General features: G+C 40.3%; 17 protein-coding genes. 1 reads left to right on the top strand and 16 read right to left on the bottom strand.

All coding sequences use genetic code 11. The features are described from left to right. Nucleotides 1-348: 348 nt before the first annotated feature. The 7 genes from priA to QNH48_RS09245 all read right to left on the bottom strand — a co-directional run bounded on the left by priA (nt 349) and on the right by QNH48_RS09245 (nt 9,299). Nucleotides 349-2,760, bottom strand: a complete 2,412-nt coding sequence (gene priA / locus QNH48_RS09275) for a primosomal protein N' (RefSeq protein WP_283954658.1) — start codon at nt 2,758-2,760, stop codon at nt 349-351. Then, the gene (coaBC, locus tag QNH48_RS09270) at nt 2,747-3,964 is read right to left on the bottom strand and encodes a bifunctional phosphopantothenoylcysteine decarboxylase/phosphopantothenate--cysteine ligase CoaBC (RefSeq protein WP_481858462.1); all 1,218 of its coding nucleotides are present in this window, start codon (nt 3,962-3,964) and stop codon (nt 2,747-2,749) included. The genes priA and coaBC overlap by 14 nt, the downstream gene beginning before the upstream one ends. A gap of 465 nt (nt 3,965-4,429) precedes the next feature. Next, complete coding sequence (gene rpoZ / locus QNH48_RS09265; protein WP_090758072.1) at nt 4,430-4,675, bottom strand: DNA-directed RNA polymerase subunit omega; 246 nt, start codon at nt 4,673-4,675, stop codon at nt 4,430-4,432. Continuing rightward, complete coding sequence (gene gmk, locus QNH48_RS09260) at nt 4,676-5,290, bottom strand: guanylate kinase (protein WP_133369441.1); 615 nt, start codon at nt 5,288-5,290, stop codon at nt 4,676-4,678. Between the two features lie 11 nt (nt 5,291-5,301). Next, entirely contained in the window at nt 5,302-5,565 is a 264-nt protein-coding gene (remA, locus tag QNH48_RS09255; RefSeq protein ID WP_095247706.1) for an extracellular matrix/biofilm regulator RemA, read from the bottom strand. Nucleotides 5,566-5,624: 59 nt separating this feature from the next. Continuing rightward, nucleotides 5,625-6,500, bottom strand: a complete 876-nt coding sequence (locus QNH48_RS09250) for a YicC/YloC family endoribonuclease (protein WP_283954657.1) — start codon at nt 6,498-6,500, stop codon at nt 5,625-5,627. 120 nt (nt 6,501-6,620) lie between these two features. Continuing rightward, a complete protein-coding gene (locus QNH48_RS09245) occupies nt 6,621-9,299 on the bottom strand; it encodes a calcium-translocating P-type ATPase, SERCA-type (protein ID WP_283954656.1) in 2,679 nt (892 codons plus the stop codon). Between the two features lie 212 nt (nt 9,300-9,511). Here QNH48_RS09245 and QNH48_RS09240 point away from each other — a divergent pair, with 212 nt between their 5' ends. Continuing rightward, nucleotides 9,512-11,224 carry an Rqc2 family fibronectin-binding protein gene (locus QNH48_RS09240; protein ID WP_283954655.1) on the top strand — a complete coding sequence of 571 codons (1,713 nt, stop codon included), beginning with the start codon at nt 9,512-9,514 and terminating at the stop codon, nt 11,222-11,224. A 31-nt stretch (nt 11,225-11,255) separates the two neighbouring features. Here QNH48_RS09240 and pyrE read toward each other — a convergent pair whose 3' ends face one another. The 9 genes from pyrE to QNH48_RS09195 form a co-directional block, all read right to left on the bottom strand. Then, the gene (gene pyrE, locus QNH48_RS09235) at nt 11,256-11,888 is read right to left on the bottom strand and encodes an orotate phosphoribosyltransferase (protein WP_283954654.1); all 633 of its coding nucleotides are present in this window, start codon (nt 11,886-11,888) and stop codon (nt 11,256-11,258) included. Continuing rightward, complete coding sequence (pyrF, locus tag QNH48_RS09230; RefSeq protein ID WP_283954653.1) at nt 11,885-12,601, bottom strand: orotidine-5'-phosphate decarboxylase; 717 nt, start codon at nt 12,599-12,601, stop codon at nt 11,885-11,887. Before pyrF ends, pyrE begins: the two co-directional genes overlap by 4 nt. Further along, nucleotides 12,573-13,517, bottom strand: a complete 945-nt coding sequence (locus QNH48_RS09225; protein ID WP_283954652.1) for a dihydroorotate dehydrogenase — start codon at nt 13,515-13,517, stop codon at nt 12,573-12,575. The genes pyrF and QNH48_RS09225 overlap by 29 nt, the downstream gene beginning before the upstream one ends. Next, nucleotides 13,514-14,287: a dihydroorotate dehydrogenase electron transfer subunit gene (locus QNH48_RS09220; RefSeq protein WP_283954651.1), complete on the bottom strand. Its 774-nt coding sequence runs from the start codon at nt 14,285-14,287 to the stop codon at nt 13,514-13,516. The genes QNH48_RS09225 and QNH48_RS09220 overlap by 4 nt, the downstream gene beginning before the upstream one ends. After that, nucleotides 14,284-17,490, bottom strand: coding sequence for a carbamoyl-phosphate synthase large subunit (carB, locus tag QNH48_RS09215; RefSeq protein ID WP_283954650.1), 3,207 nt, complete (start codon nt 17,488-17,490; stop codon nt 14,284-14,286). Before carB ends, QNH48_RS09220 begins: the two co-directional genes overlap by 4 nt. Next, a complete protein-coding gene (locus QNH48_RS09210) occupies nt 17,469-18,575 on the bottom strand; it encodes a carbamoyl phosphate synthase small subunit (protein ID WP_283954649.1) in 1,107 nt (368 codons plus the stop codon). The genes carB and QNH48_RS09210 overlap by 22 nt, the downstream gene beginning before the upstream one ends. Further along, entirely contained in the window at nt 18,572-19,861 is a 1,290-nt protein-coding gene (locus QNH48_RS09205) for a dihydroorotase (RefSeq protein WP_283954648.1), read from the bottom strand. The genes QNH48_RS09210 and QNH48_RS09205 overlap by 4 nt, the downstream gene beginning before the upstream one ends. Then, complete coding sequence (locus QNH48_RS09200) at nt 19,821-20,765, bottom strand: aspartate carbamoyltransferase catalytic subunit (RefSeq protein WP_283954647.1); 945 nt, start codon at nt 20,763-20,765, stop codon at nt 19,821-19,823. Before QNH48_RS09200 ends, QNH48_RS09205 begins: the two co-directional genes overlap by 41 nt. Nucleotides 20,766-20,927: 162 nt before the next feature. Next, complete coding sequence (locus QNH48_RS09195) at nt 20,928-22,238, bottom strand: solute carrier family 23 protein (protein WP_283954646.1); 1,311 nt, start codon at nt 22,236-22,238, stop codon at nt 20,928-20,930. Nucleotides 22,239-22,402: the final 164 nt, after the last annotated feature.

The raw sequence follows: 22,402 nt of genomic DNA, 5'->3' as shown, positions 1-22,402 counted from the left end.
TCTGACTGTCCCGAGGCGCTTCGCTTTCCGCAGGCGGTTCGGGAAGCCTGTCTAGCTGCAGCGTCTAGCCCCTCGAGTCGCTTCGGTCCCAACGTTGAAGTCAAAGAACGACTTCATCGTCAGGCCCTCCAGCGCTTGTCGGGGCTGTACAAGGCGCTTCCGCCTTTCCTACTCCTCGACGCTAAGAGATAAGCGGGGTCTCCCCTGTCCCGTCCTCCTGCAGGACATTAAAGGGCTTCCCTGAATCTGCCCACGCACGAAGAAAATGTGATAGCATTTTCGAGGAGTCTCGCGCCTTCCGCACAAATCAACATAGTTCTAAAATCAACAGTTTCATATAACACAGCCCTACATTAAAATAAATGGGTTTACATCGATGGAAACTAGTAATCCGCTTTTCGGGTCATTTTGATACTGGTCTAGTATGGTTTTCAATGTATTTGTAAGCTCTGGTTCACGCTTATATTTAATTAGACAATGGTAGCGGTATCGATTGTTAATCCTTGGGATGGGTGAGGCAGCGGGTCCAAGAACAACTGCATGATTAGAAATGCGTGACCGTACAAAAGCAGCAATCTTTTCCGTTGCCGAAACCACGGTCATTAACTGTTCATGACTGATAGTAATTAAGGCTAAATAATAAAATGGCGGGTAATGATGTGCCTTTCGCATCAACATCTCTCGATTATAAAAGAGATCATAGTCCTGTGTCCCAGCAAGTTCTACACTATAATGTTCAGGAGTATAGGTCTGGATTATTACTTCCCCCGGTAACTCATGCCGTCCTGCCCTGCCGCTAACTTGTGTTAATAGCTGAAACGTTTTTTCAGAAGAGCGAAAATCTGGTAAATGGAGCATAGTATCTGCTGAGAGAACTCCAACAAGAGTAATATTCGGAAAATCTAGTCCTTTTGCAATCATTTGTGTCCCTAAAAGAATATCGGCTTTCCCTTCATGGAATTCCTTTAATAGCCTCTCATGCGATCCCTTTTTCCCTGTTGTATCAACATCCATCCGAATTACTTTTGCCTCAGGAAGAATTTTACCAAGCTCATCCTCCACCTTTTGTGTTCCTGTTCCGAAGTAACGGATATAATCACTTGAACACTCAGGACATTGATTTGGTACCTGACTCTCATGACCGCAATAATGGCATTTCATTTGTTCCTTTACCTTGTGGTAGGTTAAGGAAATATCACAATTTGGACAATTCATCACAAACCCGCAATCCCTGCACATAACAAAGGAAGAATGACCGCGTTTATTTAAAAATAATACAGATTGTTCTTTCCGTTCGATTCTTTCCTTCAGTAGTTCAAAAAGCTTTCTAGAAAACATGGAACGATTCCCTGCTCTAAGTTCTTCACGCATATCAATAATTTCCACTGCAGGAAGTGCCCGTTGATTCATTCGATTAGGCAGAGATAACAGCTTATATACCCCTTTTTGAGCCCTTGCAAATGATTCTAATGAAGGTGTAGCACTCCCGAGGACAACCGGACATTTATATTTAGCCGCACGTTCAATCGCCACATCTCTCGCATGATAGCGCGGCATTTCTTCCTGTTTATAGCTTGTTTCATGTTCTTCATCAATAATAATAATCCCAAGATTTTCGAAGGGCGCAAAAATCGCTGACCTTGCACCTACAACCACTTTAACTTCTTTACGCTGAATCTTCCGCCACTCATCATATTTCTCACCAGCGGAAAGTCCACTGTGCAACACAGCAACTAAATTGCCAAAACGCCCCTTAAAGCGATTTACCATTTGAGGGGTAAGGGCAATTTCTGGTACAAGAACGATAGCTTCTCTGCCTTTTTCAATGACATCCTGAATGGATTGCAAGTAAATTTCAGTTTTCCCGCTGCCTGTTACCCCATAGAGGAGGAACACTTCATGAGCCTTTTTTTCAATCGAACCTAATAATGGCCCCATCGCTTCCTGCTGATCATTGGTTAATGGCAAAGGATCCGTCCGGGTAAAGGTCCTGTTTTCATAGGGATCACGATAAACTTCCATGTCCTTTTCAGAAAGCAGTCCCTTTTCCACAAGTGCTTTTACAGTCGCGTTTGAGATTTTTAAGTCTGCTGACACCTGTCGCATCTCAATGGGATCGGGGTTCTGAATAAAGTACCTTAATGCTTCTCTTTGCTTTTCAGCTCTTAGAGGTAAGCTATTAAATTCAGCTTCTAAGTCCGCAGGTGGCAGAAGCGGGCTGATATATTTTAATTTCTTTTTATTCAGTTTTCCTTTTACTAGATAGATTACTTCCAGCAGGCCTTTTGCAGCTTCTCTTTGAAGGATGGGGACCAGCCCATTTTTCAATGCGTCATCCCAATTTATCGTTTCTTCATTTTTAAAAATATCGTGTAGCTTTACATGTAATTCATTAATTGATACCCCTGTAGATAGCATCACTTTCTTTTCATATTTCGCTTTCAAGGCAGCTGGGAGCATAGCTTGATAGGCATAGATTTTAAAACACAGTGTTGTTTCAGTCAGCCAATTCCCAAGTTCAAGTAATTCCTTATTTAATACTGGCTCTAAATCCATTGGCTCGCAAATCTCCCGGAGCTTTTTAAATTCTGATTCAGCTTTTATCTCTGTAACAAATCCTTGAATTTTTCTTGGACCAAAAGGGACAATTACCCGCATCCCTGGCTGAATGGTTTCTATCCATTCTTCTGGAACTAAATAATCAAACTCCCTATCCGTTTGTTTTGCAGGTACATCCACAATCACACTAGCAACTTTCATTTTGTTCCAAATCCTTTGGCAATGCAGTAATAGCTTCAATAATCCTATAGGCAACATCCAGCTTTGACATTAAAGGTAACTCCATTTTAAATCCATTTCGCATGAATAACGTAACAATGTTTGTATCCATTCCAAATCCAGCGCCTTCTGACTTTACATTATTGGCTACAATCATATCTGCATTTTTAGCCTTTAATTTTTTTATTGCATATTCTTCTACATTTTCAGTTTCAGCTGCAAATCCAACTAGTATTTTGTTTCTCTTCATGGTTCCGAGCTCAGATAAAATATCCTTTGTTCGTGCAAGCTCGATTACCTTATCACCAGGCTGCTTTTTCATTTTATGGTCAAAGGAAACTTTAGGAGTATAATCAGCTACTGCAGCTGTTTTTATTATAATATCAGCTGCTTCATAGTTGTTCATGACTGCCTGATACATATCATCCGCACTCTCAACCTTAATTAAATCGACACCTGGTGGTGGAGATAAATGGACCGGACCAGAGATTAATAGCACCCTTGCTCCTTCATTCTTTGCTGCTTCTGCAAGAGCATATCCCATTTTTCCTGTAGAATGATTCGTAATAAAACGAACGGGGTCAATTTTTTCTCTTGTTGGACCAGCCGTAATTAAGACAGTTTTCCCTTTTAGCTTTAAAGTGCTTTTATTTGAAAAATGCTGTTTGATTAACTCTACAATTTTCTCAGGTTCCTCTAGACGGCCCTTACCTACATAACCACAAGCTAGATAGCCCTCACTTGGTTCAATAAATTGATAATTGTACGAAGACAAGATTGAAATGTTCTTTTTCACTGCCGGATGGTCATACATATGGACATTCATCGCTGGTGCAATCCAAACTGGCGCAGTTGCAGCCAGTAAGGTTGTCGTAATCATATTGTCAGCAATTCCATTTGCAAGCTTTCCTATTGTATTAGCTGTCGCAGGTGCTACTAGTATTAAATCTGCCCAATCAGCTAAATCGATGTGCGCGATCACATGAGGGTTTTTTTCATCAAAGGTGTCGGTATACACTTCGTTGCGAGATAAAGCCTGAAATGTTAAAGGGGAAACAAATTTTGCTGCAGAGTCACTGAGTATTACTTTTACCTTTGCTCCTGCTTGGACAAGTTTGCTTGTTAATGCAGCTGCTTTATATACAGCTATTCCACCGGTTACACATACTAGTATCTTTTTATCCATCCTAATCGTATCCCCCACTTCAATTCCACAAATTATCTATTCTTTATTATGCTAGAATCACATTATATTTTCATCTTTTTCAGCTTTGTTTCTAAAAATAATGTCTATTTTTGTAAGGCTGGGTTTAATTGGTCTGTTGATTTGTGCTCCACTAAGGAATGCTTCTTCGAATAATCACCGCAGGGACAGGCGTTCTCTGACTGTCCCGAGGCGCTTCGCTTTCCGCAGGCGGTTCGGAAGCCTCCTTGACGCTCAAGCGTCTGCGGGGTCTCCCCTGTCCCGTCCTCCTGCAGGACATTGAATTACCTCCGCGAATCTGCCCACGCACGAAGAAAATGCGTAGCATTTTCGAGGAGTATCGCGCCTTCCGCACAAATCAACAGGGCTATAAAATCAAAATTCTCCATTAACACAGCAAAAAATAAAAAAGGCTGACATTTTGCTGCTGTCAGACCTTCATGGTTGTTACTTGCCAATATTGCTATCTTTTCCGTAGATGGCACCTGTTTCTGATTTCTTAGGAACACGATAAGTAAGTTCACCGCTATATATTTCCTCGAGCGCTTTCCCTACATGCTTATAGGAAACATATTTAGGTAATCTTTCGTCATGTGTTTGCTGCATGGAACGAGCACGCTTTGCTGCAACGGATACAAGAGAGTATTTTGAATCAATTTTATTAAGTAATGAATCAATCGAAGGATATAACATTTATTCGACCTCCAGTAATTTTTTATATCGGTGTTCAACACGTTCTCTGCGACAATGTTCAGCGACAACAATTGCTTTCACACGTTCGCAAGCCAATTCTACTTGATCATTTTCTACGACATAATCGTATAATTCCATCATTTCAATTTCTTCACGGGCAGATAACATCCGATTGTTAATTAACTCTTCTGTTTCCGTACCTCTTGTTACAATCCTATTCTTTAACTCAGAAAGACTAGGAGGCATTAAGAAGATAAATAAACCTTCTGGGAACTTTTCCCTGACCTGCCTTGCACCCTTCACTTCGATTTCTAAAAAGACATCTTTTCCAGCATCTAAGGTTTCACGTACATAATCTACAGGGGTGCCATAATAATTCCCTACGAACTGAGCATACTCTAAAAGTTTCCCTTGTTGAATCAATTCTTCAAATTCATCCCGTGACTTAAAAAAATAATCTACCCCATTTACTTCACCTGGACGGGGAGCGCGTGTTGTTGCAGATATAGAATACTCAAAAGCCGTGTCCGGATGGGAAAATATTTCTTTTCTAACCGTTCCTTTTCCGACACCAGATGGACCAGAAAATACGATAAGCAATCCTTTTTCCTGCATTTTCTATAATCCTACCCTTCATCAATAATTTCATCACGGTCTGCCAGACGATGGGCAACCGTTTCAGGCTGTACTGCTGATAAAATAACATGGTCACTATCCATGACAATTACGGCACGAGTACGTCTTCCATATGTAGCATCAATCAATGAACCCCGATCTCGGGCATCTTGAATAATCCTCTTAATCGGAGCAGATTCAGGGCTTACAATTGAAATTATCCGATTGGCAGATACGATATTTCCAAATCCAATATTAATCAATTTAATCGACATGATTATCATCCAATCATCAATAATATATTTTTGCCGTGTCAAACATATTCTAAACACTATTATTCAATATTTTGTACTTGTTCTTTCAGCTTTTCAAGCAAACTTTTTATCTCTACGACTTTTTTAGTAATCGTTGAATCATTTGCTTTTGATCCAATCGTATTTGCTTCCCTATTCATTTCTTGAACAAGAAAATCTAGTTTTCTTCCAATTGGCTCTATTTCATTTAAAGTTTGAGTAAATTGCTGAATATGACTTTTCAATCTCGTTAATTCTTCATTAATATCAATTTTATCAGCAAATATAGCCACCTCTGTTAATACGCGCGATTCATCAAATTGTCCCTGTACGAACTCTTCAATTCGTTTCATTAATCGTTCTTTATAAGCAGAGACAACTTGGGGCGCATATTCTTTCAGTTCATCTATATTTATATCTAAGAGTCCCAAAGAAGTGAGCAAATCCTTTCTTAGCTCTTCTCCTTCCGTTACACGCATCTGCTTACATAATAATACAGCTTCTTCTGCAGCTCTAAGTACTAAACTTTCCAATTCTTCATTTCCTGCATCATTTTCTTCAATATGTAAAAATTCATTACGCGTTAATAAATCCTGAAGTAATACGTTTCCTTCAATTTTGAATTTATCTCGTGCTTGTTTAATAAATAGGTAGTATTCTTCAAGGAGCTTCCAATCAACCTGAATTTTTCGTGTTACTGCACCATCCCCTTCTATCATTATATAAACTTCTGCTCTGCCCCGACGTAGATGCTCATTCAATTTTTTCTTAATCTTATCTTCAACATTTAATAAGTGCCTAGGCATCCGAATATTCATTTCACTAAAACGATGGTTGACTGTTTTTACTTCTACATTCACAGAAAAAGAGGCTGAAGCAATCCTGCTTCTTCCAAAGCCCGTCATACTTATAACCATTAAGTACACTCCAATCAATTGAAGATGAGCGCTAACCTACTATGTAAAGTTTATTTATTATCTGGAAACTAACAAAAGGTAATAGAGTAACCTCTACTACCTTTTGGATTATAACACACTTTATTTTGTTTTTCTTAACAAAAATGTTCCGGCTAGTAAAAAAGTTGGAATGGAGGATAGTCCTATAATCAAAAGCCAGTCTTTTGCTAGAATTGGCAAGGTGTGAAATATCGGTTGGAATGGCGGGTAATAGATTACGGCAATCATCAGGGCAAGGGAAGAAATAACTGCCCAGACTAGATATTGATTCCCAAATGGATTTCTTGATAATACTGATTTTTCGCTCCTGCAATCAAATACATGAATGAGCTGTGCCATAACAAGAGTTGCAAAGGCAATTGTTTGTGCATATGGCAGATTTGCAGGATTCTGATTATAGACAATCATAAAGGCTAATAGGGTAACGATCCCAATAAGGAAACCCCTTGAAACAACTTTCCAGCCTAATCCTCGAGCAAACACTCCCTCATTCGGACTCCGTGGTTTGCGCTTCATCACATCTTCTTCTGGCCTGTCAAGTCCAAGCGCCATTGCAGGCAGCCCATCCGTCACTAAATTAACCCAGAGAATTTGAATCGGCACGAGTGGAAGCGGCAGTGCCAGAATCATGGCAAACAACATAACCAAAATTTCACCTACATTTGAAGCAAGTAAGTATCGAACGAATTTTCGAATGTTTTCATAGATGTTTCTGCCCTCTTCAATTGCTGATTTTATGGTTGCAAAGTTATCATCGAGCAATACAAGAGCAGAAGCTTCTTTAGCTACATCTGTACCCGTTATCCCCATTGCCACACCGATATCTGCAGCCTTTATTGCTGGGGCATCGTTCACTCCATCACCGGTCATCGCTACAATATGGCCTCTATTTTGTAAAGCTTTGACTATTTTCAATTTATGCTCTGGTGAAACGCGTGCAAATACGGATACATCATCTACCACATCCTCTAGCTCTTCAACCGACATGTTTGATAATGCATTTCCATCAAGGACCTTACTTTTCTTTGTTAGAATACCGAGCTGTGCAGCAATGGCTTTAGCTGTGATGATATGATCACCTGTTATCATTACAGTTTTTATTCCTGCTTCCTTACATTCTTTAACCGCATCTTTCACTTCTGGTCTTGGCGGATCAATCATGCCCTGCACACCAATAAAGGTTAATTTATTTTCTGCTTCCTGTTCGCTTAGGATAACGGTATTGGCCGAAATAGGTTTAAAGGCAATCGCAATGGTTCTTAGTGCTTTGGAAGCAAGATTATTGATAGCCTCTTGCACTTGACTCTGGACATTCTGGGCAAGATATTGTATTTTGCCATCCCAGAGAATAGACTCACTTTTACCTATAATTACATCTGGTGCACCTTTGGTTACAATAAAATTCCTGCCCTGCTTATCTTTAACATGCATACTCATCATTTTTCTTACAGAGTCAAATGGAAATTCTTTGATGATTGTAAATTCATCTAATAGATTTGTGCGGTCAAATCCTGCTTTCATAGCACTTACGAGCAATGCACCCTCAGTAGGGTCTCCGTCAAGAATGTAATCCTCATCTTTTATCACTAATTCTGAATGATTGCAGATCATCCCAAAAATTAGCATTTGCTGTAAAGCCTTCTCATCCTTTGGGTGGACCCGCGTATTATCACGATAAAAATCTCCACGAGGCTGGTATCCAACCCCGTCAACTGTCCAAGTGTGACCACCGCTCCATAAATGAGTAACCGTCATTTTGTTTTGCGTCATGGTTCCCGTTTTATCAGAACAAATAACCGATGCACAGCCTAGTGTTTCTACTGCCGGAAGCTTTCTGACTATCGCATTTTTCTTAATCATTTTTTGGACTCCAAGCGACAATGCAACCGTTACAATTGCTGGTAATCCCTCAGGAATAGCCGCAACGGCCAGGGAAACACCTGCTAAGAACATGGTATAAAGTTCATGTCCCTGTAAGACCCCAATTGCGACCACGAGAACGGTTAACACTAAAGCAACGCTTATTAATATTTTCCCCAGCTGCTCTAAACGACGCTGCAGGGGTGTTTCTTGTGTTTCGGCATTTTGGAGTAAATCGGCGATTTGTCCCATCGCGGTTTTCATCCCTGTAGCAATAACAACTCCTGTACCACTTCCCCTAGTAATCATCGTGCCCATAAAGGCGATGTTTTCCATATCGCCAATTCCAGGGTTTACTGTTTTCAAACGATCTATATGCTTAGAGACGGGTACCGACTCACCAGTAAGGGCTGACTCTTCGATTTCTAAACTTCTAGATTCGATAATCCGTACATCGGCACCAATTCTATCTCCACTAGAAAATTTAATGATATCTCCAGGGACAATTTCTTTAGAAGGAATTTTCACCCATTGTCCTTCCCGTAATACGGACACTTGAGGTGCGGATAATTCCTTTAGTGCCTGCAAGGATTTCTCCGCTCTTCTTTCTTGATAGAAGCCTAGGATACCGTTAATAATGACGATAGCAATAATCGCTACTGCATCAATATATTCACCAAGTAATCCTGATAAAAGCGTGGCCGCAAGCAGCACTAACACCATAAAATCTTTAAACTGACTAAAAAATAAGAGTAAAGCAGATTGCTTTTCCCCTTCCTCCAATTCATTAAGCCCATGTTGGGCTATTCGTTTCTTTACAGCTTCCGGTGATAACCCAGACGAAAAGTCGGTATCTAAGACCTTTTCTACTTGATTTATCTCCATCTCATGGAATTTCATCCGACCATCTCACTTCCCCCTTAATTATATAGACATACTCTAATGAAAGCTTATTCAGCCTCGTCCCAAAAAATGCTATGATAATTTAGACAAGTTATCATGACTGAATGAACAAGTTAAAATGAGACATACTCTTACCTTGTAAGAGACATTCTCTTACCTTGTAAGCTATACTAAAGAAAAGAAATAGTTTGTAGAAAAGGATGTTTTCCATGTCATTTGATGGTTTATTTACAAAAGCAATGGTCGATGAACTCACGCGCACCTTAAAGGGCGGAAGAATTAATAAAGTACATCAGCCTTATAAAAATGAAGTAATCCTTACAATCCGTGCAAATGGAGTGAACCAAAAATTATTATTTTCAGCACATCCAAGCTATGCACGAGTTCAGCTCACTAATGAAGCATACGAAAATCCCAGCGAACCTCCTATGTTCTGTATGCTGTTAAGAAAACATATTGAGGGCTATATTTTAGAGGATGTCTATCAGGTTGAAAATGATCGAATGATTATTTTTGAAATTAAAGGACGAAATGAAATCGGAGATGTAAGCTACAAGCAGTTAATTATTGAAATAATGGGCAGGCACAGTAATATTGTACTCGTTGATAAAACCCGAAATATCATTCTGGATAGTGTGAAGCATGTTTCGTTTGCCGTAAACAGTCACAGAGCCATTTTACCTGGACAGCCCTATATTTATCCGCCGGAACAAAATAAACAAAATCCATTCTTGGCAGTAGAAGATGATGTATTGAGAAAGATTGATTTTAATAGCGGCAAGCTTGATCGGCAGCTTGTTGAACATTTTGCTGGAACCTCACCACTTTTCGCAAAAGAAGTTATTTTTCAAAGCGGGATTGCCAATCGTACAACAGTCCCTAAAACATTTATAAAACTGATAGATAAAATTAAGCGCGGAGCAATAGAGCCTTCCATCTTATCAACAGGGAATAAGGAAGTGTTCTACCTCTTTCCACTTGAACATGTACAAGGAGAAGTAAAAAGCTTCTCAACCTTAAGCGAAATGCTGGACCGCTTTTATTTTGGAAAGGCTGAGCGTGACCGTGTAAAACAGCAAGGAAATGATATCGAGCGGTTAATCGTCAATGAAAAAGAAAAGAATGAGAAAAAAATTGAGAAATTAGAGAATACATTAAGAGAGGCTGAGAAAGCCGAACAGTTCCAGCGCTTTGGTGAACTGTTAACAGCCAATCTCTATGCTGCCAAAAAAGGGATGAAAGAAATCGAAGTGATCGATTATTATGATGAAATGGGCGGTACGGTAGCGATTCTCTTGGACCCGCGGAAGACACCTTCAGAAAATGCGCAAAAGTATTTTTCTAAATACCAGAAAGCAAAAAATTCTGTATCCATCGTAATCGAACAAATTGAAAAGGCACGTGAGGAAGTCTTTTATTTTGAAAATTTACTTCAACAGGTGCAGTCAGCATCACCAAAAGATATTCAAGAAATTCGCGAAGAATTAATTGAAGGCGGTTATATTCGCGACCGTAAAAAACGAAATACGAAAAAAATATCTAATCCCAAGCCTATTCTTGACCATTATCTTTCTTCTGATGGCACTGAATTGATTGTTGGAAAAAACAATAAGCAAAATGATTATTTGACCAATAAACTAGCAGCTAGAGATGAAATTTGGCTGCACACGAAAGACATTCCTGGATCGCATGTCGTCATTCGAAGTAAAGATCCCTCTGAAGGAACCATACATGAAGCAGCGAACTTGGCTGCCTATTTTAGTAAAGCCCGAAACTCTAGCTCTGTACCAGTAGATTATACAAAGGTGCGATATGTTAAAAAGCCTAATGGTGCGAAGCCTGGTTTTGTCATTTATGATAATCAACAGACTGTCTATGTTACACCTGACGAGGAAATGGTCCTCAAACTTAAGAAAAAATAAAATGGCCCCGGATTATTCCGGGGCTTTTAGTTTAATCGAACTTCTTACTCCACTCAGAAGGGGATTTACTCCAAGAAAGTAAACTTTCTTGATCATCTTTACTGATGTAGCCCTTTTCAATGGCTACCTCCACTAGATTAGCAAAATCAGTAAGTGATTCACTTTTTATTTCTTCTTGTGCGAATGCTTCCCTCCCCTTATCCAGGCCGTATGTAAATATTGAAACCACGCCAAGCACTTCACACCCAGCTTCTCTTAGTGCTTGAACTGCAGTAATGACACTGCCTCCCGTCGAAATCAGATCTTCAACAACCACAACCTTTTGTCCTGCTTCCACTTTGCCTTCTATCTGGTTTCCTTTGCCATGTCCTTTTGCTTTTGAACGAACATAACACATTGGCAAGTTTAATAACTCACTAACCCATGCAGCATGCGGTATCCCCGCTGTTGCAGTACCAGCAATTACCTCTGCATCTGAATATTTCTCAAGAATAATAGATTGCAGTCCTTGTGCAATCTCTTTTCTTACTTCCGGATAGGAAAGTGTCAGGCGGTTGTCACAATAGATAGGTGAACGTAAGCCTGAAGTCCAAGTAAATGGTTCGTTTGGCTTTAATGCCACTGCATTAATCGATAATAATTTTTCTGCTATTCGTTTTTTCATACTTGAACACTCCTCCATGCTTCCATCCATTTTTCATAGCTTTTCACTGGATCATTTGATCTTGTGATGGACCGTCCCACGACAATCGAGGTAACACCCGCATTTCTTGCAAATTCAGGGGTGGCCACCCGTTTTTGGTCTCCCGTACTATCATCGGCCATCCGTATTCCTGGGGTAACTGTATAAAATTTCTCACCTAGCTTTTCTCGAATAGGTAATGCCTCCCAAGCGGAGCAAACGACTCCGTCTAAACCAGCTTCTTGAGTTAATGAGGCATAATGAAGAACTGATTGCTCAAGAGAACCAGAAATAAGCTGTTCTTTAATCATTTGTTCTTCTGATGTGCTCGTGAGCTGCGTGACTGCGATACACGCCGGACGCTTCCGTCCTGCTGCAGTCCCTTCCTCTAATCCCTCTATTGCAGCAGACATCATCTCTTTCCCGCCTGCAGCGTGTACATTCACCAGGTCACATTCCAGCCTTGCAAGACCCTTCATTGCACTCTTCACTGTATTGGGAATGTCATGAAGCTTTAAATCCAGAAAAATACGATGTCCATTTCCTTTTAAATAGTGGACAATTTCGGGGCCCTCCTGATAAAACAGCTCCATTCCAACTTTTACAAAAAGCTCCTTCCCTTTAAAAGGTTGTAAAAATTGCTCCACCTCTTTACGATTTGCAAAATCAAGCGCGATGATAAGCGAGTTGTTCATGGTTTTGCCAGCTCCTTCCCCTGCATTCACTGATATGTTCAAAACCTAATTGATCTAAAAGTAAAGGCAATTCATCAATAATTGTTGGGCAAACAAAAGGATCCACAAAATTTGCTGTGCCTACTGCGACAGCACTTGCCCCAGCATAGAAGAATTCAATAACATCCTCAGCAGACTCAATCCCGCCCATTCCAATAATCGGGATATTTACAGCTTGACTTACCTCATAAATCATCCTTATAGCAACCGGTTTAATTGCAGGCCCTGATAGACCGCCAGTGCGGTTAGCTAATATTGGCTTACCTGTTTTTAAATCTAGTCTCATACCTACAAGTGTGTTTATCATGGTCAACCCATCAGCACCGCCTGCTTCAACTGCTTTTGCCATTTCAACAATATTGGTCACGTTCGGTGAAAGCTTTACATAGACCGGTACATCGGAAACTTCCTTTACCTTACGAGTTAACTGCTTAGCCACTTCAGGAATCGTACCAAAAGCAATTCCCCCAGTTTTTACATTGGGGCAGGAAATATTCAATTCTAATGCATGGACATTAGAAACTTTAGAAATGCTCCTCGCAACTTCAATATAATCCTCTTCCACTGAACCTGCGACATTCGCAATAATAGGAACATCAAACTGAGATAACCATGGCAATTCATTGCTTATTACTTTATCTAAACCAGGATTTTGCAAGCCAATAGCATTTAGCATTCCTGCTGAGGTTTCTGCAACTCTTGGAGTAGGATTTCCGAATCTTGGCTCCACCGTAGTTGCTTTAATCATAATGGCACCAAGTTTGCTCAAATCATAGAATTGGCTATATTCTCTGCCAAATCCAAAGCAGCCGGAAGCAGGCATAATTGGGTTTGTTAGTGTTAAACCTGGTAACTCGATGTTTAATCGACTGCTCATATTAAAACCTCCCCGGCACGGAAAACTGGACCATCACTGCATACTTTTTTATACGAAACATCATTTATATCACTGTTGCTTTTACATACACATGCAAAACAAGCTCCTACCCCGCAGCCCATTCTCTCTTCTAAGGATAGAAATACCTTCTTGTGCCCAAATCCTTTTTCAATTGCTTTCAGCATAGGCGTAGGTCCGCACGTATATAGACAATCAAACTCTAAGTCCTTAATTAAATCTGTCACAAAACCCTTACTGCCATATGATCCATCAACGGTTGTAATGTAGGTCTCTCCGTTTTCCAAAAACTCATCTTCATAAAAAACCGCTGATTCAGTCTGGAAGCCAAGTACATGAATCACCTTTACCCCTTTAGCAATCAGCTGTTTAGAAAGCTCATATAAAGGTGGAACACCGATCCCTCCGCCAACAAGTAAAGCCGTTTCTCCTTCACGTACTTCACTGACTGGGAAACCATTGCCTATGGGGCCGAGAATATCAAGCAGTATTCCCGGGCCTTTTTCAGCAAGCAGTGTCGTCCCTTTTCCCTCTTTACGATAAATCATTGTAAATTGTGAGTTCAAACTATCGACAGATGAGATGCTTATTGGTCTTCTCAATAAGGGGTCGAAAGACTTATCGACCCGAATATGCACGAACTGACCCGGTGCTTTTATCTCATTCACAAGATTTGCTTCAACTGTAAGTTGAAAAATATCATTAGCAATTTCTTTTTGGGAGATGATCCTGCATAATTCCTTTTTTATCATGCAAAAACTGCCTCCTTTTCCTCTACTGCCATAGCTTCAGCTGAAAAATTCATTGACTCTATCACTTTAAGTATCGCATCCGCTGTATCTAATGAAGTTAAGCATGGGACCCCATTTTCAACTGCTTCACGGCGAATTCTAAATCCATCTCGTTCCGGCTGCTTTCCTTTTGTCAAGGTATTAATAATAAACTGGGCTTCTCCATGGTGAATAACATCCAGCAGTGTTTTGCCTTCTGCTCCAATTTTCCCAATAACCTTTACAGGCAGACCTGCAGATTCAAGTACAGCCGCTGTTCCACTAGTTGCCATAAGACGGTAGCCGTTTGCAGCGAATCGTTTAGCAAGCTTTAATGATTCTTGTTTATCTTTATCCGCAACCGTAAACAATACTGTCCCGAATTTTTGAATACTCATTCCTGAAGCTACTAAACCTTTGTAAAGTGCTTTTTCAAGTGTGCAATCTTTACCCATTACCTCGCCAGTTGATTTCATCTCAGGACCGAGCGTGATATCAACACTTCTTAACTTAGCAAACGAGAATACTGGAACTTTCACATAAACACCCTTCTTCTCAGGGACGATTCCAGGCGTGTAGCCTTGTTCAGTTATCGAAATTCCTAAGATTGCTTTTGTTGCAATTTTAGCCATAGGAACATTTGTGATTTTACTCAGGAATGGAACCGTACGGCTGGAACGTGGATTGACTTCTAGTACATACACTTGTTCTTTGGATATTACATACTGAATATTTAACAGTCCTACGATGTTTAATCCTTTAGCCATCTTCTCTGTGTATTCAACCAGCGTTTGTTTAATTCTATCTGAAAGTGTTTGCGGTGGATACACGGCAATGGAATCCCCTGAATGGACCCCTGCCCGTTCTATATGCTCCATTATTCCAGGTATTAATACATTTTCTCCGTCACAAATGGCATCCACTTCTATTTCTTTTCCTGTTAAGTAACGGTCAATTAAGACAGGATGTTCTGGATTGATTTTCACGGCATTTTCCATATAATGAAGCAATTCTTCTTGTCGATATACGATTTCCATGGCCCGACCACCAAGTACATAAGAAGGACGAACAAGGACCGGATATCCGATATCAGTAGCGATTATTATCGCTTCTTCCACTGATAATGCTGTTTTTCCAAGCGGCATTGGAATATCGAGCTGCATGAGAGCTTGTTCAAATTTGTCTCTATTCTCCGCGCGGTCTAAATCCTCAAGGCTTGTTCCTAGTATTTTTACCCCGTTTTCTTCTAAACCCGCAGCAAGATTAATCGCTGTTTGCCCGCCAAATTGCACGATTACACCTAGTGGATTTTCTAAATCAATAATACTCATTACATCCTCAATAGTAAGCGGCTCAAAGTAAAGCTTATCCGAGATACTGAAATCCGTTGAAACCGTCTCAGGATTATTATTAATAATAATTGCTTCATAGCCTGCTTCTTTAATGGCTTTAACAGAATGGACAGTCGCATAATCAAACTCAATGCCTTGCCCGATGCGAATTGGACCAGAACCGAGAACAATCACACTTTGTCTGCCTGTTACGATTGATTCATTTTCATCCTCATATGTTCCATAGTAGTAAGGGGTTTCTGACTCGAATTCAGCTGCACAAGTATCTACCATTTTATATACGGGAACCATCCCCTGCTTTTTGCGTAGATTGTATATATCTTTTTCCTTTTGCTCCCAAAGCTCAGCAATCTTTTTATCTGAGAAGCCTTTTTGTTTTGCTTCCTTAAGAATTTCCATATCCATTGGGTTCCCAGCAAGCTTTGATTCAAACTCGATGATTCCGCGCAGTTTGTGTAAGAAAAATAAATCTATTTGGCTCCACTGATGAATGGTTTCAACTGTAATACCTCGTTTTAATGCTTCTGCGATATAAAAGAGCCTCTCATCTCCGGCTTTGCAAATTCGCTTCTCAAGTAATTCATTATTGATTTCTGCTGATCCATTTAATTCAAAATGATGGACACCAGCTTCAAGTGAGCGGATTGCTTTTAATAAGGACTCCTCAAAGGTGCGTCCTATCGCCATAACTTCACCCGTTGCTTTCATTTGTGTTCCAAGTGAACGGTTCCCTGATTCAAATTTATCAAATGGCCATCTTGGGATTTTCGTTACGATGTAATCAAGAGCAGGTTCAAAGCTTGCATAGGTTTTTCCCGTTACAGGGTTAAGCATCTCATCTAGTGTTAAGCCTACTGCAATTTTTGCTGCAAGTTTGGCAATGGGATAACCGGTTGCTTTTGATGCTAGAGCTGAAGAACGGCTTACCCTTGGATTGACTTCGATAATATAGTAGTTAAAGCTATATGGGTCTAGTGCAAGCTGAACATTACAGCCGCCTTCTATCCCTAAAGCGCGAATGATTTTAAGAGAAACATTTCTTAATAGCTGGTATTCTCTGTCACTTAATGTTTGACTTGGTGCCACAACAATCGAATCACCTGTGTGAACTCCAACTGGATCAATGTTTTCCATATTACATACGACAATGGCATTGTCATTTCCATCACGCATTACTTCATATTCGATTTCTTTAAACCCGGCAATGCTTTTCTCAAGTAAGCATTGGTTTACGGGACTATGTTTTAAACCGCTTTGCACGATTTCGTCCAATTCTTCTGAATTATGGCAAATACCTCCGCCAGTCCCTCCAAGCGTATAGGCAGGACGAACGATGACAGGGAATCCTATCTTCTCCACAAATGCGTGTGCTTCCGCTAATTCATGAATAATTTCACTATCCGGCACGGGTTCACACAGTTCATTCATTAAGCTCCGGAATAAGTCACGGTCCTCTGCTTGTTTGATAGCAGATAACTTCGTTCCTAAGATTTCCACTTCACATTCTTCCAAAACTCCTGATTTTGATAATTCAACCGCAAGATTAAGACCCGTTTGACCGCCGAGAGTGGCTAAAAGCGCATCAGGACGTTCTTTGCGAATGATTCTGCTTACAAATTCTTCGTTTAATGGTTCAATATAGACGGCATCCGCAATCTCTGTGTCGGTCATGATCGTGGCAGGATTGGAATTAACGAGAATAACTCGATAACCTTCTTCTTTAAGAGCGATACAAGCCTGGGTTCCTGCATAATCAAATTCTGCAGCCTGCCCAATCACAATGGGTCCTGAACCTATTACTAAAATGGAGTTTATATCAGTACGTTTTGGCATGTTGTGGAAACCTCCTGTTTTTCAGATTCAATCATTGCAAGAAACTGATCGAATAATTGGTTTGCGTCTTCAGGTCCTGGTGAAGCTTCTGGATGATATTGAACAGTAAAGGCTGGATAATCTAAATGTTTTAATCCCTCTACCGTACCATCATTTAAGGCAATATGAGTAACTTTTAGTCTAGTATTCTGTAAGGATTTCTCTTCTACGGTATATCCATGGTTTTGAGCCGTAATCGCGATTTTCCCAGTGGCTAAATCTTTAACTGGGTGGTTAGAACCTCGATGACCGAATTTCATCTTGTCAGTATTAGCACCACATGCTAATGCGAATAATTGGTGTCCAAGACATATTCCAAATATCGGTACTAAGCCTAATAACTGCTTAATCGTATGGATAGCTTCTGGGACATCTTTTGGATCCCCAGGACCGTTGGAAAGCATAATGCCGTCTGGTCGTAATTGAAGGATTTCATCCGCAGTGGTATGGTATGGAACCACAACAACATCACAATTATGTTTATTTAATTCTCGTAAAATTCCATGCTTCATTCCGAAATCGACAAGCACAATTCTCTTCCCTCTGCCAGGACTTGGGTAAGAATTTTTAGTGGAGACTCTTCTAACTTGGTCAATCGGGAGCTTCGTCTGTCGCAGCTTACTAATTACTTCATTAGGATCACTTTCAATCGAGCAGATTGCTCCTTTTAATGTTCCGTACTTGCGAATAATCCTAGTTAATTTCCGTGTATCAATACCTGCAATTCCAGGAATATTTTTCATTTTAAAGTATTCGTCCATTGTAAATTCACTTCTCCAATTAGAAGGGAACTCCGTAGCTTCTTTCACAATAAAGCCTTTCACCGCGGGGTTAATACTTTCAAAATCGTCTCGGTTGATTCCGTAATTTCCAATCAGCGGGTACGTTAGCATAACAATTTGCCCGCAATAGGATGGGTCGGAAAGTATTTCCTGATAGCCAGTCATTCCTGTATTAAAGACGACTTCTCCGATTGTATCCATATGACTTCCAAAACCTTCACCGATAAAAATCGTTCCATCTTCTAAAATTAACTGTGCCTTCATACTGTTACACGTCCTTTCTCCCAAACTACTTCACCGCTCGCGATTGTCATTTGCGGCCAGCCCTTACAATTCCAGCCGGCAAATGGTGTGTTTTTCCCTTTAGATAAAAATTCTTGTGGGTCAATTGCCTTTTCTTCGTCAAGATTCAAAAGTACAATATCGGCTGGTGCTCCTACTTCAATTTTTCCAAAAGGGAGCGAAAAGCTTTCTGCTGGCTTTTTCGTTAAAAATTCGATTAATTGCTCTAGACTCATCATGTTCTTTAAGACAAAGTGTGAATAAAGCAGTGGGAATGCTGTCTCTAATCCGACAATCCCGAAAGGAGCAAGCTCTATCCCCTCATTTTTTTCTTCAGTTGTATGCGGTGCATGATCGGTTGCAATAAAATCAATCGTTCCGTCGAGTAGTCCCTCAATTAACGCATCGCGATCCGCAGTATCACGAAGCGGTGGATTCATTTTAAAGTTCGGATCAAGATTATCTGGAATATCGTCTTGAGTTAATAATAAATGGTGTGGTGTCACTTCCGCAGTGACTTTAATTCCTGCTCTTTTTGCATCTCGAATCACGCGAACCGATTCTTTTGTACTAACATGGCAAACATGATAATGACACCCAGCTGCTTCAGCCAAGAGGACATCCCTTGCAATCTGAACAGACTCACAAACCGAAGGAATTCCGTTTAAACCATTCCGTTTCGAAAACGAACCTTCATGGACGCAGCCTTTATTGATCAGAGTATTTTCTTCACAATGTGCAACGATTGCCATATTCACACTCGCTGCTTTCTGCATAGCCTCTAGCATCTTGCTCGCGTCTTGAACCCCGACACCGTCATCGGTGAAAGCAAAGGCTCCTGCATTTTTTAACGCTTCAAAGTCTGTTAATTCTTTTCCTATTTGCCTTACTGTAATGGAAGCATAAGGCAGCACTCTTACTTTTGCTGTTTCTTCAATTCGTGTTTGCAGCCATTCCATTTGTTCTTTTGAATCTGGAACTGGTCTTGTATTTGGCATAGCGGCTAGTGTTGTATAACCACCTCTAGCAGCAGCAAGTGTACCGGTGGCAATCGTTTCTTTTTTCTCACCGCCAGGTTCGCGAAGATGGACATGTAAATCAACAAATCCAGGTGATACCAACATTCCTGCTGCATTAATTTTACGATCTACACTCACATCAAGTTGATTCTCTATTTTTGTGATAATCCCATTTTCTATTAATATATCAGCCTGTATATTTTCACCGTTAGATGCTATGTAGCTGGCGTTCTGAATAAGTAGTTTCATTCTCATACACTCCTTTTATACTTTCAATTGACCTCTTTAATACAGCCATTCTTACAAATACACCATTTTCCATTTGCTTAAATATTCTTGAACGTTTGCATTCTACTAAGCTATCTGATATCTCAACATTTCGATTAACTGGTGCCGGATGCATAATAATACTATTTGGCTTCATATTCTTTTCTCTTTCTAAAGTGAGCCCAAATTGTTTATGATAGTCCGCTGCTGTATAGCTTCCCTTCTTTTGGTGTCTTTCATGCTGAACACGAAGGAGCATGACCACGTCTGCTTCAGCTATTGCCTCATCAATTGGTCTGAATCTTGCTGCACTTAGACTATGATGATCAAACCATTCCATTGGTCCTGAATAGATAACCTCTGCTCCTAATCTTGTAAGAGTATCTCCATTAGAACGTGCTACTCTGCTATGCCTGATATCTCCGATAATGGCTATTTTCAAACCTGTAAAAGTTCCAAACTCCTGATAGATGGTTAAAAGGTCTAGAAGAGATTGTGTAGGATGATGCCCACACCCATCGCCTCCATTTATAATTGGAATATTTATTTTTCCAACGAGCTCATCAAAGTAACGATCTTGCCCATGGCGAATGACAACCGTATTCACGCCAATGGATTCGAGTGTTTTTACCGTATCGTAAAGGGTTTCGCCCTTTTGTACACTCGAAGTCTGGACTTCAAATGGAATGATGTTTAATCCTAATCTTCTTTCTGCCATTTCAAAACTGGATTTCGTTCTTGTACTCACTTCAAAAAATAAGTTAGCAGAAAACATTTGACCTTCTGGACGCCATTTCATTCCGTCCGCAAAACGCTGTGCATCTGTTAAAATTTGATTTATCTCTTCCACTTTTAACTCATTTGTGGTTAGCAAGTGATTTAACATGCTATTCCCCCATCTCCATTTTTGGTAAAAAAAGACCCTGATCAAGTCGACCAGGGTGCAATTGAATCTTACCAAGTCCATAAATGTGCAGGCACATTACGATGGCACTCAGTATTACACCCTTATAGCCTCTCTGGACTACTTTTAAAAGGTTAATTTTCTTTATGCAGTTTTTTGCTTATCTTTTTCTACTGTTTGCTCAAACATATCTTCACTAACTGGTTCTTTACCAGGAAGGATTAGGTGTAAAAGAACTCCAGCAATTGCGGCAAATGCCATCCCTTGAATCTGGAAGGATTCTGAAACTTTTATAAAGGCACCGCCAATCCCAATGACAAGAATAACCGATGATATCACCAAGTTGCGCTTGTTTCCAAAATCAATTTTACTGTCAACCAGCATGCGTAATCCAGATGAAGCAATAATTCCAAAGAGCAGGATGGATACACCACCCATTACAGGCGTTGGGATGGTACTGATTAATGCTGTTATTTTACCGATAAATCCAAAGATCGTAGCAAGAACGGCTGCACCTGCAATGACATACACACTGTATACTCGTGTTATCGCAAGGACACCGATATTCTCACCATAAGTTGTTTTCGGAGGTCCGCCAATCAATGCAGAGATTATGGTTGCTGTTCCATCCCCCAAAATAGAACGGTGTAAACCAGGTTCTTTAATGTAATCACGGCCAACCACTTTACTTAGGACAAGCTGGTGACCAATATGTTCAGATAGGGTTACGATTGCTACTGGGATCATCAGAAGAGCTAAGTCCCATGTTACTTTTACCTCATAGCTTACAAATGGGATGATAAATTCAGGCATTTCAAACCAATTTGCTTCCAATACTGGCTTAAAATCAACAATGCCGATGGCAAAGGAGTAAAGGTATCCAATCACTATACCTGTAAGAATTGGGATAATGCTCAACATGCCGCGCATGTATATAGTACAGATAATGGTTGCAGCTAAAGTTACAAGTGCTGCAGAGAAATGAATCAAGCTATATTCACCCGCAGGATTGTTCATTGCCATACTAACAGCTGTACCAGACAGTGCTAAACCGATCACGATAATAACTGGACCAACAACAATTGGCGGCAGCAGATTCATAATCCAGCGATGACCTGCTTTACTAATAATAAGTGCGACAATTCCGTATACAAGCCCTGCAAGGAACGAACCTATCATGGCTCCTCCTGGACCAGCTGTTGCTTTTGCGGCTATTACCGGAACGATAAAGGCAAACGAAGAACCAAGGTATGCAGGCACCTGCCATTTTGTAATCATTAAGAATGCGAGTGTTCCTAAACCACTTGAAATCAATGCAATCGCTGGGCTTAACCCAACAAGATAGGGAACAAGAATCGTAGCTCCAAACATTGCGAATAAGTGCTGTAAACTTAAAGTGAGCCATTGGACTGGATTGGGGATCTCTTTTACGTCTAAGATGGGTTTATTATTCAATTGTTTCTCCTCCTCAATCTTTCTATTTTTTAGTTTGTGTTTTTACTCATAAAAAAACCCTCTTTGTCCATGAGTATACAAAGAGGGTTTGGAAATGCCATTAAAGGTTTAATGATGGCATTTTCCCCTTTGTCAGCCTCACAGGACTGCAATTAAAGGGTTAC

This window comes from Neobacillus sp. YX16 (assembly GCF_030123505.1).
Classification (GTDB): domain Bacteria; phylum Bacillota; class Bacilli; order Bacillales; family Cytobacillaceae; genus Neobacillus.
Note: the sequence above shows the minus strand (reverse complement) of the source record. Positions and strands in the feature narration are given on the sequence as shown.

Excerpts from the sequence above, each read along its gene's own strand:
- rpoZ (WP_090758072.1), bottom strand. The coding sequence starts at position 4,675 with ATGTTATATCCTTCGATTGATTCATTACTTAATAAAATTGATTCAAAA.
- QNH48_RS09250 (WP_283954657.1), bottom strand. The coding sequence starts at position 6,500 with ATGGTTATAAGTATGACGGGCTTTGGAAGAAGCAGGATTGCTTCAGCC.
- QNH48_RS09205 (WP_283954648.1), bottom strand. The coding sequence starts at position 19,861 with ATGAAACTACTTATTCAGAACGCCAGCTACATAGCATCTAACGGTGAA.
- coaBC (WP_481858462.1), bottom strand. The coding sequence starts at position 3,964 with ATGGATAAAAAGATACTAGTATGTGTAACCGGTGGAATAGCTGTATAT.
- remA (WP_095247706.1), bottom strand. The coding sequence starts at position 5,565 with ATGTCGATTAAATTGATTAATATTGGATTTGGAAATATCGTATCTGCC.
- QNH48_RS09220 (WP_283954651.1), bottom strand. The coding sequence starts at position 14,287 with ATGATAAAAAAGGAATTATGCAGGATCATCTCCCAAAAAGAAATTGCT.
- pyrE (WP_283954654.1), bottom strand. The coding sequence starts at position 11,888 with ATGAAAAAACGAATAGCAGAAAAATTATTATCGATTAATGCAGTGGCA.
- pyrF (WP_283954653.1), bottom strand. The coding sequence starts at position 12,601 with ATGAACAACTCGCTTATCATCGCGCTTGATTTTGCAAATCGTAAAGAG.
- QNH48_RS09240 (WP_283954655.1), top strand. The coding sequence starts at position 9,512 with ATGTCATTTGATGGTTTATTTACAAAAGCAATGGTCGATGAACTCACG.
- carB (WP_283954650.1), bottom strand. The coding sequence starts at position 17,490 with ATGCCAAAACGTACTGATATAAACTCCATTTTAGTAATAGGTTCAGGA.
- QNH48_RS09210 (WP_283954649.1), bottom strand. The coding sequence starts at position 18,575 with ATGAAGGCACAGTTAATTTTAGAAGATGGAACGATTTTTATCGGTGAA.
- QNH48_RS09245 (WP_283954656.1), bottom strand. The coding sequence starts at position 9,299 with ATGAAATTCCATGAGATGGAGATAAATCAAGTAGAAAAGGTCTTAGAT.
- QNH48_RS09200 (WP_283954647.1), bottom strand. The coding sequence starts at position 20,765 with ATGTTAAATCACTTGCTAACCACAAATGAGTTAAAAGTGGAAGAGATA.
- priA (WP_283954658.1), bottom strand. The coding sequence starts at position 2,760 with ATGAAAGTTGCTAGTGTGATTGTGGATGTACCTGCAAAACAAACGGAT.
- gmk (WP_133369441.1), bottom strand. The coding sequence starts at position 5,290 with ATGCAGGAAAAAGGATTGCTTATCGTATTTTCTGGTCCATCTGGTGTC.
- QNH48_RS09225 (WP_283954652.1), bottom strand. The coding sequence starts at position 13,517 with ATGAGCAGTCGATTAAACATCGAGTTACCAGGTTTAACACTAACAAAC.